Raw genomic sequence first — 15,422 nt, forward strand, 5'->3', positions numbered from 1 at the left:
GTATTATCCTCCTGCTCGTCCTATTCGCTGATCTTGGTGTCGGCCCACAGCTCGCACTGTTCCATGACGGTCTTCATGGCGTCCTCGACGCCTTCGGGCGGATACTTGTATTTGCGCAGCAAACGTTTGATGGCACGCCGCATGCCGGCCCTGGCGCTTTCCTTCTTCTGCCAGTCGATCGTGGCGTTGCTCCGCATCGCATCGGTCAGCTCGCGGGCTATCGAGACGAGCTGGTCGTTGTCGTAGAAGTCCTTGACCGCCTGCGGCTGGGTGATTGCGTCGTAGAACGCCATCTCCTCGTCGCTCAAGCCGAGCTTCTGCGCGTCGTCGCGGTCCTTCATGATCTCCTTGGCCATGTTGACGAGCTCTTCGATGACCTGCGCGTTAGTGAGCATGCCGTTGAGATACGCGTTCAACGTGTTCTGGAGCATCTCGCTGAACTTCTGGGACTTGACCACGCTGGTGCGCCCGTACGCCCGCACTTTCTCCTTGATGAGGCGTTTCAGGCTCTCGATCGCGATGTTCTTCTCCTTCATGCCGGCGACCTCCTGGAGGAACGCCTCATCGAACAGGGAGATCTCCACGCTGTCCTTCTCGAACAGGTTGAGCACGCCGTCCGCATGCACGCTCTGCTGGAGGATCTCGCTCACCTGCTTGTTGAACTCCGTGTACGTCATGCCGCTGCCCCCGCCGGAGCCACGTCCGGTCAGGCGAAGGACCTGCACGCGCAATACGGATAGGTAAGCCGCCTCATGCGCGTCCTCTTCGCTTACCATGCTTTTGCACAGGCTCAGCGCCTGGTTCATGAGCTGGCATTGCTTGAGGAACGATTCCGTGTCTTCGTGCCGTTCCAGATCGAGCAGCCAGTCGGTTCCCTCCGCGATGGCGTCGGCAAGCGCCTCCCTGCTGTTCTGGAAGATGAGTTTGCGGTAGTTGAAGCCGTACATGAGATCACGGCACACGTCGAGCTTTTCGAGGAATTTCGGATAGGCGGTCTCGGCGATGTTCATGTCGCCGTAATTGTGCTGGTCACGGCTGGTATAGTCCTTCATCGCCCGCTTGAGCGCGCCTGCGATGCCAATGTAATCCACGACCAGACCGCCCTCCTTGCCCTTGCACACGCGGTTGACGCGGGCGATGGCCTGCATGAGGTTATGGCCCTTCATCGGCTTGAACACGTACATGGTGGACAGGCTGGGCACGTCGAAGCCGGTGAGCCACATGTCCACGACGATGGCGATCTTGAGGGAATCGGAATCGTCCTTGAACCTGCGTTCCATCTCCTTCTTGTGCGTGGTGCCGCCGCACACGTCGAACCATTCCTCCGGATCCTGGTTCGACATGGTCATCACCACGCCGACCTTGTCTTTCCATTCGGGGCGCAGCTCCATGATCCTGTAGTAGATCTTCATCGCAATCGGCCGGCTGTACGCCACGATCAGGGCCTTGCCGGCCAGGACGTCGGCGCGGTTGTTCTCGTAATGGTCCACGATGTCGCGGCACAATGCGTCGATGGTTTCAGGAGTGTCGAAGATGGCATCGAGGCCGCCGAGGTCATGCTTGGACTTCTCCACGCTCGCCTCGTCGGCCTGGTCCGCGAACTCCTTGTAGACCGCGTCGATGCGGCCCAGCGCGTTCTCGTCAAGATGGAGCGAGACCACACGGCTTTCGTAGTAGACCGGCTTGGTGGACTCGTCCTCGACGGACTGGGTCATGTCGTACACGTCAATGTAGTCGCCGAAGATCTCGCGGGTGTTGCGGTCATCCGTGGAGATCGGCGTTCCGGTGAAACCGATATAGGACGCGTTCGGCAGTGCCTTGCGCACGACACGGGCCGCGCCGACCGACACATGACCGTCCGCGTTGATCCGTTCGGTCAGGCCGTACTGGCCGCGGTGAGCCTCGTCCACCATCACCACAACGTTGCTCCGGTCGCACAACGGCTCGTCGCCGTCCGAGAACTTCTGCATGGTCGTGAAGATGATGCCGTTCGCCTCACGACCCTCAAGCAGTTCCTGAAGATTCCTGCGGCTCTCGGCCTGGACCGCCTTCTGGCGCAGGAACCTGGCGCAGCGGCTGAATTGTCCGAAAAGCTGGTCGTCGAGATCGTTGCGGTCGGTGATGACCACGATGGTCGGGCTTTCAAGATAACGCTGCAGCAGATGTGCGAAGAACACCATCGAAAGCGATTTTCCGCTTCCCTGGGTGTGCCAGAACACGCCGATCCTGCCATCCCCATTGACGGCCTCTTCCGCTCTGACGATGGCTTTCCGCACCGCGAAATACTGGTGGTATGCGGCGATGATCTTCACGACCTTCTCGGAGGAATCGTTGAAGCATACGAAGTTTTGGATGATGTCGAGCAGCCGTTCCTTCGGGAGCATGCCGTCAATCATGGTGCTCCATGCCGCGGCTTTCGTTCCGGAATAGTCGCCGTCCGCCGACTTCCAAGCCACGTAACGGTCCTCGTCGGATGTGATCGTGCCGACCCTGGTCTGGGTCATATCGCTCATCACGCAGAACACGTTGGGCACGAACATGCTCGGTATCTGCTTCATGTACTGGCGCAATTGCAGGTACGCGTGTGAAGCGTCCGTCTCCTCTCTCGACGGGGACTTCAGCTCGAACAACACCAACGGCATGCCGTTCACGAAAATGATGACATCGGGACGTTTCTCGGAATACTCCACGAACGTCCACTGGTTCACGACATGGAAATCGTTGTTCTCGGGATCGCCGAAATCAAGCAGCCGGACGATGTCATCACGCTCTTCCTTGCCGTCAAAGAAGTGCACTTCGACTCCTGATTGCAGGTAGTCATTGAATATCTCGTTGCGCTGCTCCAAGCTGCCGATCTCGACATTCTGAATCTTCCGGATGGCCTCCTCGACGGCTGCTTCCGGCAGATTTCTGTTGATTCGTCGCAACGCATCCGGGAGAATATCAGGAAGGAATACGTCGCGATACGAATCGTCGGTGCGGCGAACATCGGGCCCGTACAGGTGCTCATATCCAAGTTTTTCCGTCATATGATCGATGATCAGATTTTCGTACCATTCCTCGTTCAACGGATCCATGGACGTGAAGTTGTTCAGAGAACACTCCGAGACCGTATGAGATTCGGCTTTGGAAACAGCCATTGCTCACCCCACAAACATATGGATTCTCACGCAAACCACCTTTCGGTTAGTCTATCAACCAGCCTATCGTTTGGGTGTAATCAACATGGTTGCCGCAGATTTCTAGTGGCGGTTGCAACACCTGAAGTTTGAGTGGCCTTCCGCGGTCGCGTTGTTGGTTGTTGAGGTTATCACACGGCGTTGAGCCTGAAACCACGACACAAAACCTTCAGGCGTTGCAACCACCACTAGAATCCTCCTCACATCATGCCCAACTCCAAACGCGAAGTTAAAACATGTGATGAATTTGCGCGATAACCGGCATGACGGATGAAGACAATGCATCTTTAACCATGTGAGAGCGAAGAAACGCCATATTCAAAAACTGCATGCCGACCGCATTGAACAGTTGAATAAATACCTGACGCAACCTTTATAGCATAACGCGGAACAACAAAAGAGGTCCCGCCGTTGAACGGCAGGACCACTTCATGCATTCCACGCGCCCGTGCGTCACGCAGCCGGCACGGTCGGCTCACCACGGCATCACGCCTTGGCGACCTCCACGCCCAGCTCGGCACCTTCCTTCACCGCGAAGGAGGTGGCCAGCGTCTCATGGGCGATCAGATCGCGGAACCGCTCGACATCGGCCACATTGGCGGACGGCACGGTCAGCACCAGGGCGATGCGATCGGCGATGTCCAGGTCGGCGGCCTTGCGGGCGTCCTGCACGGCGCGAATCACGTCGCGGGCGTAGCCCTCGGCCTCCAGGTCGGCGGTCAGCACGGTATCGAGGATCACGAAACCGCCGGTGGGCAGAGCGGCCGACACGGAAGCGTCGACCTCGGCGGCGTTCTCCTCCTCCACGCGGTTGATTAGCTCGTATTCGCCAGCCTCCAGCGCAACCTCGCCGTTCGGCGTCTCGACGACCGGAGCACCGGTCGCGGCATCGACGTGCCAGGCACCGGTCTTGGACGCCTTGATGGCGAACTGGACCTGCTTGCCGAGGCGCGGGCCGGCGGCGCGGGCGTTGACCTTCAGCTCGTGCACGATCTTCAGCCCCTGCGAACCGGCATCCTCCATCGTGCAGAACTCAATATCCTTTATATTAAGCTCTGACTTGAGAATTTCGTCGTACGCCTTGACGGCGTCCACATCCTCGACCACGACGGTGAGCTTGGCGAGCGGCTGGCGCACACGGATCTGGGCGGCCTTGCGCAACGACAGAGTGCCGGAGACGATCTCACGCACCTTCTCCATCGCGTCCACCAGTGCCGGGTCGTCGACCAGCACACGGCCAAGCTCGGTCGCCTCACCGGTCTTCTCGTCCGAGACGTACGGCCAATCGGCCAGATGCACGGATTCACCGCCGGTCAGGCCACGCCACACGGATTCGGACTCCATCGGGGCGAGCGGCGCGAGAACGCGCATGAACACCTCAAGCACGGTGTACAGCGTGTTGAACGCGTTCGTGTCCTCCTTCCAGAAGCGGTCACGGGTGTTGCGGATGTACCAGTTGGTAAGCACGTCGATGAAGTCACTTGCCGCATCGCACGCGTCAGAAATCGCGAACTCGTCGAGCGACTTCTCTACACGCTCTACGAGCCTGCGGGTGCGGGCCAGCAGGTAACGGTCCATCTCGGGCAGACCCGCCACCTCGTCCGCGCGCAGCTGACGGGCGTCGAAGCCGGCCCCGCCATTGGCCGCGTTCGCATACAGCGTGAAGAAGTAGTAGGAGCTCCACACCGGCAGCATGACCTGGCGCACGGTGTCGCGGATGCCCTCAGCGGTAACAATGAGGTTGCCGCCGCGCAGGATTGGTGACGACATAAGGAACCAGCGCATGGCGTCGGAACCGTACTTGTCGAACACGCCGTTCACGTCCGGGTAGTTGCGCAGGTGCTTCGACATCTTCTGGCCGTCGGAACCGAGCACGATGCCGTGGCAGATCACGTTCTTGAACGCCGGGCGGTCGAACAGCGCGGTGGCCATCACGTGCAGCAGGTAGAACCAGCCGCGAGTCTGGCCGATGTATTCGACAATGTAATCGGCCGGGAAGTGCTGCTCGAACTTCTCCTTGTTCTCGAACGGGTAGTGGAACTGCGCGAACGACATCGAACCGGATTCGAACCAGCAGTCGAGCACGTCGCTGATACGGTGCATGTGGCTCTTGCCGGTCGGGTCGTCCGGGTTGACGCGCGTGAGGTTGTCGATCCACGGACGGTGCATGTTGACGTTGCCGTCCTTGTCGCGCGGGTAGTCGCCGAAGTCGGCCTTGAGCTCCTCCAACGAACCGTACACGTCGACGCGCGGGTACTTCGGGTCATCGCTCACCCACACCGGGATCGGCGAACCCCAGAAGCGGTTGCGGGAGATCGACCAGTCGCGCGCGTTGGCGAGCCACTTACCGAACTGACCATCCTTGACATTATCAGGAATCCAGTTGATCTGCTGGTTGAGCTCCAACAGGCGCGGCTTGATCTTCGTCACCGACACGAACCAGGAGCTCACAGGCTTGTAGATCAGCGGCGTGGCGCAACGCCAGCAATGCGGGTAGGAGTGCACATAGCTCTTCTCCTGGAACAGGATCGCGCGATGCTCGGCCGGGATCTCAGCCAGCGGGCCGTCTCCGTTGCGCAGGTTGCGCAGGATCGGCTTGTTCGCGTCGAACACGTACATGCCCTCGTAATCGGGGCACTGCGCGGTGAAGCGGCAGCCGGCGTCGAGCACGTCAGTGCTCTTGATGCCGTGCGCGTTCAGCGTGTTCATATCGTCCTCACCATAGGGAGCCTGGTGAACCAGGCCGGTACCCTCGACGGTGTCTACGTAGTCCGCGGTAAAGATTTGGTAGCCTTCGGGCCCCGGCACGTTGCCCTCAGACTCGGCTTTGTCGCCAGCGAAGTACGGGAACACCGGCCAGTAACGCCAACCGGCCATCTCGGAGCCCTTGAGCTCGCGCACGACCTCGTAATCCTCGCCGAGCTCCTTCTCGTACTTGGAGAGCAGGGGCTTGCCGAAGTAGAACTTCTTGCCGGCGTACTTGCCCTGCGTCGGGCGCACCTCGACATAGTCGATGTCAGCGCCGACGACGATTGCGAAGTTAGTGGGCACGGTCCACGGCGTGGTGGTCCAGAAGACCGCGTAGGCGTCCTCCTCGTCGCGCAGCTTCACGGCCACCGACACGGTGGTGTCCTGACGATCCTGATACACGTCGGCGTCCATGCGCAGCTCGTGCGCCGAAAGCGGCGTCTGATCCTTCGGGCAGTACGGCAGCACGCGGTAGCCCTGGTACGCCAGACCCTTCTCGTACAGCTGCTTGAACGCCCACATCACCGACTCCATGTACGGGATGTTCAGCGTCTTGTACCCGTGCTCGAAGTCGACCCAGCGGGCCTGACGATGCACGTAATCCTGCCATTCGTGCGTGTACTTCAGCACGGAGGCGCGGCAGGCGTCATTGAACTTGTCGATGCCCATCTTCTCGATCTGGTCGACCGAGTCGATGCCGAGCTCCTTCTGCGCCTCCAGCTCGGCGGGCAGACCGTGCGTGTCCCAGCCGAACACGCGGTTGACCTTGCGGCCCTTCATGGTCTGGTAGCGCGGGATCACGTCCTTCGCGTAACCGGTCAGCAGGTGGCCGTAGTGCGGCAGGCCGTTCGCGAACGGCGGGCCGTCGAAGAACACGAACTCGTTCTGGCTATGGTCGCCGGAAGGGTTGCGTTCAACGGACTTGTTGAAGGTGTCGTCCTTGTCCCAATACTTCAGGACGGTTTCCTCCATGTTGGGGAAACTCGGGTTCGGCGCGACGCTGGCGGTCTCGCCGCCCTCGTTCGCCTTGGGATACACGTGGGAATTGGTGGTTTCGCTCACCATTGCTCTCCTCGATGTCGCATTGCACTGGTCCTACGGGAGCTGGCTATAGCGAACCATTCACGGGAAGAACGGGGATTGAGACGGCCGTTCGCCACACCGGCGGCATATATGCGCCGGCGATGTCCTCGCGGCCGGAACCCTTGTTCCGCCCGGAACGGCCGTCATGGCCATTCCCGCCTACGAGGACGATGATCGGCGGCATGCCCTCAGGCTGCCGACCGCCACCGCGGTACCACCTCGCTTGTCGCTCGCATCCGGCCATCCTAAGACGGCGAAAACTCGCGACCGCTTGTGTTCGGCTGTGACGGGCCGATCCCGTCGGTTCTACTCAGCTTCGTGCCGTCGACGTTCGATCGACCGTCATGAAGCTTTTCTTCCGAAGACTCCCCGCTGATAACGGATCATCGCCTTGACTTCGGTGCATATCCTAGCACGGTGTGTGGCCGACGGAACCGGGGTGTCCGCGAACGCCGTCGGCTCGCGGCCAGGCAATCATGCGAGGCCCGAAATCCGACCATCATGCCGGATGTACGCCGACGCTCAATCGCGCACGATGCTGCCGACGATCCCCGAGACAATGGACATGATGAGAGAGCCGAGCACCGCCCACCAGAACCCGTGCACCAGCACGCCAACACCGAACAGACTGATTGCCAACCATGAGGCGAGCCGCATGAACAGCCAGTTGATGACCAGATACAGCAGCCCGAACGTGAGAATCGAAAACGGCAACGCGATCAGCTGCGTCACCGGCTTGATCGAGGCGTTGATCAGCGCCATGAACAGCGCGAACACTGCGATTCCCAAAATCGGAGGCTGCCCCACCGCGGTCATGCCGGGCAGAAGCACCACCATCACCGCGGCCGCAACCGTCAGCACCAGCCATCGCATCAGAAAATCCTTCATGGCGCCCATCTTATGCCATCCAAGCCGTCACCGATCGGTTGCGATGTGCCGGTTCGGTGCATTCATCATATGTCGGGCACGATCATCGAGAACGATTGCACTTAAGGGCACAATCGCCGCCTAAAGACCCAGACCACCCTCAGTCGGCTCCGCCGACAGCTCCCGCCAGCAGGAGCCAGCATGCAACTCCAATACGACGTCAGGGCGGAAATCGTCGATTACGTTCCGCGGATTCTTCGGCTACCATGCAAACAGGAGGACGACGATGACTACAAAGGAAACGGCGGCGGCGACCACGACGAAGCAGGCAGCCGCCCGGCAACGGGCGTTCGCGCAACTGGACGCGACCTTCCGCTCAGGAGTCACCCGGCCACTGCGCTGGCGAAAGGCGCAACTCGACGCGATGGCCCGAATGCTGAGGCAGAATGCCACCGTCATCGCCCGTGCGGTACGCGCCGACCTGGGCAAACCCGCCGCGGAGACCGCGCTGATGGAAATCGGGCTGGTGCTCGATGAGATTCGCTTCATCAAGCCACGCCTCGGCAGGTGGGCGGCGCGGCATCCCAAGCCGATGCATTACCTGCTGCAGCCCGCAGTCGGCTGGACAGTCGCCGAGCCGAAAGGCGTGGCGCTCATCATCTCGCCGTGGAACTATCCGGTGCTGCTCAGTTTCGAGCCTATGGCGGACGCGATCGCCGCAGGCAATTGCGTGTGCATGAAACCATCGGAGCTGTCTCCGCACACCAGCGGCGTGATGGTGGACCTCATCGCACGGTACATGGACCCGCAGGCGTTCCGCGTGGTTCAGGGAGGACCGCAGGAGACGACAAAGCTGCTGGAGCAGCCGTTCAATCACATCTTCTACACCGGCGGAGGAAAAGTCGGTTCGATAGTCATGGCCGCCGCCGCGAAGCATCTCACACCGGTCACTTTGGAGCTCGGAGGCAAGTCGCCGGTGTTCGTCGACCGTACCGCGAACCTCGAAGTCGCCGCGCGGCGCATCGCCTGGGGGCGGTTCATCAACGCCGGGCAGACCTGCGTGGCACCCGACTATGTGCTCGCAACGTCCGACGTCATCGAGCCGCTGGCAGGAAAGATCGCCAAGGCCGTCACGCGGTTCTTCGGCTCAGACCCGCAACATTCCGACAGTTTCGGACGCATCATCAACACCCGGCATTTCGACCGGCTGACTGCGCTGCTGCCCGATCCGAAGAACCCCGCCACCGGACGCACGGTATGCGGGGGCAATACCAGACGCGATGACCTCTACATCGCACCGACCGTGCTATTGGGCGTCAAACCCGATGCGCTGGTGATGCAGGAGGAGATATTCGGCCCGATTCTGCCCATTCTGGAAGTCGCCGACGCGAAGGCCGCAGTGGAATTCATCAACGCCCGGCCACGCCCGCTGTCGGCCTACGCGTTCACGGGCAGCAAGAGGGTACGGCGGATGTTCGAGCGCGAAGTCAGTTGCGGAGCACTGGGATTCAACCTGCCGCTTGGCCATCTGATCTCCAGTCGGCTGCCGTTCGGCGGCGTGGGAGCTTCGGGCATGGGCTCATATCACGGCAAGGCCGGGTTCCTGGAGTTCAGTCATGTCAAGACCGTGGTCGGCAAGTCCGCGGTGCCGGATACGCTTTCGTTGGTGTATCCGCCGTATGACGGCTTGAAGAAGATACTGATTTCGGCAGTCAGCCATACGCCGAGAGTGCGGTAGCGGGACACGGCGCACCTCCCGCTGGCGGGAGGTGACGTGCAGCGCCGGTGGGTGGTGACCACCCCCAGTCGGCTCAGCCGACAGCCCTTCGGCCCCTGCAATTATGGACGGGCTAAGCATGACTGTTCCGCTGGCTCATTGTCGTTCGCTCTTCGCCTACAAACAGCACCGCTGTTTGCTTGACGGCTCAGCCCGTCAACGGGGGCATAATGGAAAAGCCCCTCGCGATGAGGGGCTTTATCGATGAGTAGGACTTGTTACTTGGCTTCGTTGGTGGTGAGCATGGCCTTGGTGACCTGTTGGTAGAGATCCTCGTAGCCGCCGGGCGTGGAGGCGGGCAGCACGACGGTCTTGGTGTTGTTCGACTCGGACAGCGAGCGCATCACATCAAGGTACTGGTTGAACAGCACGACGTTGTTGACGTCGTTGATGTCCATGCCCACGGCCTGCAGGCTCTTGATCTGGTCGACGATGCCGTTTGCGATCTCACGACGGTAGTTGGCCTGGCCCTCACCCTGGAGTCGGGTCTTCTCGGCGTCCGCAGCGGCCTGCGTCTCGATCTGGATGCGCTGCGCCTCGGCACGCTGGCGGGTGGCCTCCTTCTCACGCTGCGCGGCGTTGATGGAGTCCATCGCGCTCTTGACCTGCGGGCTCGGGTCAATGGCGGTGATCAGCGTCTTGACGACGGTGAAGCCGAAGCGCGCCATCTCGGCGCCGACCGTCTTCTGCACGTCGAAGGCGACGTCGTCCTTGCGGGCGAAGGCGTCATCGAGGCTGAGCGCCGGGATCGCGGAACGCAGCGCGTCCTCCATGTAGCTCCTGAGCTGTCCGGCGGGATCGCGCAGCTCATAGTATGCGGTGGCGACGTTCTCAGGATTGACACGGAACTGCGTCGAAGCGACGACCGTGACGAACACGTTGTCGAGCGTCTTGGTTTCCAGCTGCACGTTCAGCTGGGAGACTCGCATGTTCGTCTTCGTCGAGATGCGGTCGACGAACGGGATCTTGGCGTGGATGCCGGCGAACTGGACCTTATTGTATTTGCCGAACCGTTCGATGATGTATGCCTGCTGTTGCGGCACGATGAAAATCGAGGCGCACAGCACGGCGAGGACGATGACGACGATGACGCCCGATATGATCAGAGCACCCGTCATTCCCACCAGAACACCCATCATTCCTCCTTGCCTGGTGTTGCCGCACCCTACTTTGGGTGCGATGTCTATTCCATCCTATCCGAAAACGACGGGCTTTCAGTGAAAGCTCACATAGAATTCAAGAGTTGTTCGCCGTGTGGCCCTTCTTCGTCTCACCGTACGGGACGGCGGCATGCCCACGTCTACTCCCCGTATGCGCCGGCTATGGCCCGGTCAAGGTCGGCCATCAGGTCTCCCGCGTCCTCAAGACCGATGGACAGACGAATCAGATCGTCGCTCACACCGGCGGCCTTGCGATACGATTCCGGCACCTCGCGGTGAGTGATGTTCGCGGGGTCGACGATCAGCGACCTTGCGTCGCCGATATTTGGCACATATGAGAACAGCTTCACGCCGTCGAGGATGCGACGCACACGGTCCGCGCCGCCTTCCACCTTGAACGAGAGGATCTGGCCGACGCCTCGGGGGAAGTATTTCCCGGCGAGCGCATGATACGGCGAGTCCGGCAACCCTGAATAATTCACCGACACGACATGCGGCGTGTGTTCGAGGTGCCCGGCGATGGCCGTCGCCGTTTCGACCTGGCGGGCGACCCGCTGCGGCAGCGTCTCCAGTCCGATCAGCTGCAGGTATGCGTTGAACGGGCTTTGCACGGCACCGAACGTGCGCAGGTATTTGACGCGGATGCGCCTGATGAACGCTTCGGAGCCAAACGCCCCGGAGAAGCTGCGCCGGTTGCCGTCGATGTCGGCGATGACCTGCTCAGGCCGCGTGAATTGCAGGAAACGGCCGTTCGCCCAGTCGAACCGTCCGGCGTCGACGATCACGCCGCCGATGGCGTTGCCATGCCCGGTGATGCCCTTGGTGGTCGAATGCACAACGATGTCGGCGCCGAATTCGATCGGGCGCAGCAGGTACGGCGTCGGCACGGTGTTGTCGAGAATCAGCGCCAGCCCGTGCCGGTGCGCCAGATCGGCCAGCGGACGGATATCGGTGATGGCGGTGTTCGGGTTGGCGACCGTCTCGGCGAAGATGGCACGGGTCGCGGGACCGATCAGAGACTCGATCTCATGCAGGTCGTTGATGTCCTTGACGAAATCAGCGTGGATGCCGAACTGCGGCAGGAAGTCGCCGAGCGCATCGACTGACGCCCCATACAGGTTCGTCGGCGCGATGATGCGGCCACCGCCCTCCCCCGCGCACATCAGCGCGTATGACACCGCGGCCATGCCCGACGACACCGCCACCGCGCCGACGCCACCCTCCAGGGCGGCAAGCCGGCGTTCGAGCGCATCGACGGTCGGATTGGCGACTCTGGAATACTCGAACCCGGATATCTCACCGGCGGCCAGATCACGGCCACGAGCGGCGTTCTCCAAATCGAAGGCGGCGGAGGCGTAGATGGGCACGCTGACCGCATTGTCGTTGCGGTTCGCATTATACCCGCCATGAACCGCAAGCGTGCTGAAATCAGTCATTTCCAAATCCCTTTCATCCGCATGACCGCCAAAACAACGAACACCGACCGCCATATTTCTTCAAGACACGACAGTGCGGGCGTCATCGCCATGAACGTCAACGCCCGCACGGCCCGCACCGCATGATAGGCACGGTACGCGACCCTATGCGGCCACTTCCGTCGTCAGCCGGTCGAGCACCTGACCGCTTACGCCGTCGATGCCCAGCGCCTCGAACGCCTTGTCGAAGCCCTGCCCCAGATCCTCGATCAGATCGGACACGTCCTCGATGCCCACCGACAGACGCACCAGCTCGTCGGTGATGCCCACCTTGAGACGCTCCTCGCGAGGCAGCTCGAAATGCGTCATGCGGCATGGCAGCTCGGCGAGGCTTTCCACCGCGCCCAGACTGACGGCGAGATGGAACACGTGCAGGTTGTCGAGCACGATGGACGGGTCAACCCCCGGCACCACTTCAAAGGACAGCACGCCGCCGAACCCCTTGAGTCCATTCTCGGCGAGCAGATGGTTGCGGTCGCCATACACGCCCGGGTAATGCACGGCCCGAACGAGCGGATGCGCCAGCAGGTATTCCGCCACGGCCTGCGCGTTGCGCTGCTGACACTCCATGCGCAGCGCTAACGTCTGGATGCCACGGCGCACGTCGTTGCATTCGGTCGGGGCGAGCACGCCGCCGAACCGGTTCTGCGCGAAGTAGATGCCATTGCCGACCTCATCGTCCAACACCACCACAAGGCCGGCGTTCACCTCGGAATGGCCTGCCAGGTATTTGGTGGCCGAATGGATGACGATATCCGCGCCCAAATCGAGCGGCTGCTGCAGGTACGGGGTGACGAACGTGTTGTCGACGATGGACAGCGCGCCGTATCGGTGCGCGATGGCCGAGATGCGGTTGACGTTGTTGATCTGCAGCAGCGGGTTGGTCAGCGTCTCGAAATATACGGCGCTGGCCGCGCGGCCGCCTCTGTCGCGCCCGCTGATCGCGGCGTCGAGCGCCTTGTAGTCGGCGGTGTCGACGCTGTCGAACTCCAGCCCACGCTCGGCGAAGTACTCGTTGAACAGCGAATACGTGCCGCCGTAGATGTTCTTGCCGACCACGATGCGGTCCCCGGGTTTGAAGATGGACAGCACCGCGTGAATCGCAGCGAGTCCGGACGCGAACGCGAAGCCGCGAGTCCCGTGCTCCAGCTGGGCGATCTGCTTTTCCAGAAAGTCGCGGGTCGGGTTGCCGCTGCGCGCATAATCCCAGCGGGGCATGGCGTTGACCGATTCGACAGTGTATGTGGATGAGTTGTAGATGGGCGGGTTGACGGCTCCGGTGTTGTTGTCGTTGACCGGCAATCCGTGGACCAGCTGAGTGTTGAACCTCGTCATGAGCACCCCCTGCGGTTTTTTGGCGGGTTTCCCGATGAACCTCGCGTGACCCTTATGAAGGTAGTCAGCGGCCGGCGGCCTCGCAACCCGGACGGCATACACATTATTTATAGGATGCTCAAAACCTTTGCAAACACTGGATTTTCACGACTTGCACGGCATCTTTGACGACCGGCAAGAGCCATTTGCGACACGCACGGAATGTTCTGGCGGCAACCAAGGCGCGACTAAGTGCGACATGGCTTCGCGCAGAAACCGACGCCACGACCCATCGGCCATCGTGATGTTCGTCACATCCGGGCCCTGCAGGGCATTTGGTCTCACCCCGGCAGCGGAACCGGGCGATATGCTGGAGTGACGCCGGCGGGATCCACGCGCCGGAGGGACCCAAGCAAAGGAGCTCGCCCATGACCACCGTAGCCATCGTCGGATGCACTCACGCGGGAACGTTCGCCGCCACATCCATCCTCAAGCAGCATCCCGACTGGACGGTCCACGTATTCGAACGCAACGACTCGCTGTCGTTCCTTTCCTGCGGCATCGCGCTGTGGGTCGGCGACCACGTGTCCGACCCGAAGCGCATGTTCTATTCGTCGCCGAAGGCCCTCGCCGAAGCCGGTGCCACGATGCACATGCGCCACGACGTGCTCGATGTGGATGTCGCCGGCAAGGTGTTGCGCGCCCGTGACATGAACACCGGGGAAGTCGGCGAATACCGATACGACAAACTGGTGATCACCACCGGTTCCGCGCCCGTGGTGCCGCCGATCGACGGGCTGGACGAGGCGCTCGAATCGGGACGCGTGCTGCTGTGCAAGAACTGGGACCATGCGATGGCGATCAAGGAGCGCGCGGGCAGCGCGAAATCGGCCGTCGTGATCGGCGCGGGGTACATCGGCGCGGAGATCGCCGAGCAGTTCAGCGAAATCGGCGTGAAGACCACGCTGGTGGATGCGCTGGACCGCGTGCTGGCGAACAATTTCGACGCGACCATCACCGATGACGTGGAGCAGGCGTTCGACGAGCATGGCGTGACCCTGGCGCTCGGCCAGAAGGTGACGGCGTTCCGGCCGGCGGCCGGCAGCGACGGGATCGAGGGCTCCGGCGTGACCGTGGTCACCGAGAAGGGCGAGTACACGGCCGATATGGCGATCCTGGGCGCCGGATTCCGCCCGAACACCGCGTTGTTCGCGGATCAGCTGCGTATGCTGAAGAACGGGGCGATCGTCATCGACGACTACATGCGCGCCTCATTGCCGGACAACACGGTGCTCGACGACGTGTTCGCGGCGGGCGACAGCGCCACGGTCCGATACAACCCGACCGGCGCGGACGATTACATCCCGCTCGCCACCAATGCGGTGCGGCAGGGGCTGCTCATCGGCGAGAACATCGTCGCCGCGACGAAGCGGTATCCCGGCACGCAGGCCACCAGCGCAGTGCAGTTGTACGATCTGGCGATGTCCGCCACGGGACTCACCGCCGGCGGCGCGAAACGCCGAGGCATCGCCGCGAAATCGACGACGATCACGCAGGATTACCGCCCCGATTTCATGCTCACCACCACGCCGGTGACGACCACGCTGGTGTGGAGCCCGGTCACCCGGCGCATCCTGGGTGCGCAGTTCCTGTCGAAGCATGACATCTCGCAGGCGGCGAACGTCGTGTCCGTGGCCATTCAGGCGGGGTTCACGATCGATCAGCTCGCCGGCGCCGACCTGTTCTTCCAGCCGAACTTCAGCCAGCCGATCAATTTCGTCGGAGCCGTGGCCATTCAGGCAGTGGCCGAAAGCTGACC

Annotated in this window: 8 protein-coding genes; 2 read left to right on the forward strand and 6 right to left on the reverse strand. The window is 61.7% G+C overall.

Annotated elements, in window-relative coordinates; all coding sequences use genetic code 11:
- Window positions 1–20 precede the first annotated feature (20 nt).
- The 3 genes from BBBF_RS06780 to BBBF_RS06790 form a co-directional block, all read right to left on the reverse strand.
- A complete protein-coding gene (locus BBBF_RS06780) occupies window positions 21–3,077 on the reverse strand; it encodes a type I restriction endonuclease subunit R (RefSeq protein WP_374058440.1) in 3,057 nt (1,018 codons plus the stop codon).
- Between the two features lie 588 nt (window positions 3,078–3,665).
- Window positions 3,666–6,989 carry a mupirocin-resistant isoleucine--tRNA ligase gene (gene ileS, locus BBBF_RS06785; RefSeq protein WP_080665051.1) on the reverse strand — a complete coding sequence of 1,108 codons (3,324 nt, stop codon included), beginning with the start codon at window positions 6,987–6,989 and terminating at the stop codon, window positions 3,666–3,668.
- Between the two features lie 543 nt (window positions 6,990–7,532).
- Window positions 7,533–7,898, reverse strand: a complete 366-nt coding sequence (locus BBBF_RS06790; RefSeq protein WP_003818305.1) for a phage holin family protein — start codon at window positions 7,896–7,898, stop codon at window positions 7,533–7,535.
- Between the two features lie 265 nt (window positions 7,899–8,163).
- Here BBBF_RS06790 and BBBF_RS06795 point away from each other — a divergent pair, with 265 nt between their 5' ends.
- Window positions 8,164–9,615 (forward strand): aldehyde dehydrogenase family protein, encoded by a 1,452-nt coding sequence (locus tag BBBF_RS06795; protein ID WP_021647842.1) that lies wholly within the window; start codon window positions 8,164–8,166, stop codon window positions 9,613–9,615.
- Window positions 9,616–9,872: 257 nt separating this feature from the next.
- On the opposite strand, the gene BBBF_RS06800 is transcribed toward BBBF_RS06795, so the two are convergent.
- The 3 genes from BBBF_RS06800 to BBBF_RS06810 all read right to left on the reverse strand — a co-directional run bounded on the left by BBBF_RS06800 (window position 9,873) and on the right by BBBF_RS06810 (window position 13,624).
- Window positions 9,873–10,772, reverse strand: a complete 900-nt coding sequence (locus tag BBBF_RS06800) for an SPFH domain-containing protein (protein WP_370622753.1) — start codon at window positions 10,770–10,772, stop codon at window positions 9,873–9,875.
- A gap of 182 nt (window positions 10,773–10,954) precedes the next feature.
- Window positions 10,955–12,250, reverse strand: coding sequence for an O-acetylhomoserine aminocarboxypropyltransferase/cysteine synthase family protein (locus BBBF_RS06805; RefSeq protein WP_021647841.1), 1,296 nt, complete (start codon window positions 12,248–12,250; stop codon window positions 10,955–10,957).
- A gap of 144 nt (window positions 12,251–12,394) precedes the next feature.
- Window positions 12,395–13,624: a trans-sulfuration enzyme family protein gene (locus tag BBBF_RS06810; RefSeq protein WP_033509856.1), complete on the reverse strand. Its 1,230-nt coding sequence runs from the start codon at window positions 13,622–13,624 to the stop codon at window positions 12,395–12,397.
- 407 nt (window positions 13,625–14,031) lie between these two features.
- On the opposite strand from BBBF_RS06810, the gene BBBF_RS06815 reads away from it, so the two are divergent.
- Entirely contained in the window at window positions 14,032–15,420 is a 1,389-nt protein-coding gene (locus BBBF_RS06815; RefSeq protein ID WP_021647838.1) for an FAD-dependent oxidoreductase, read from the forward strand.
- Window positions 15,421–15,422: the final 2 nt, after the last annotated feature.

Origin of the sequence: Bifidobacterium bifidum ATCC 29521 = JCM 1255 = DSM 20456, from assembly GCF_001025135.1 — a bacterium.
GTDB classification, from domain to species: domain Bacteria; phylum Actinomycetota; class Actinomycetes; order Actinomycetales; family Bifidobacteriaceae; genus Bifidobacterium; species Bifidobacterium bifidum.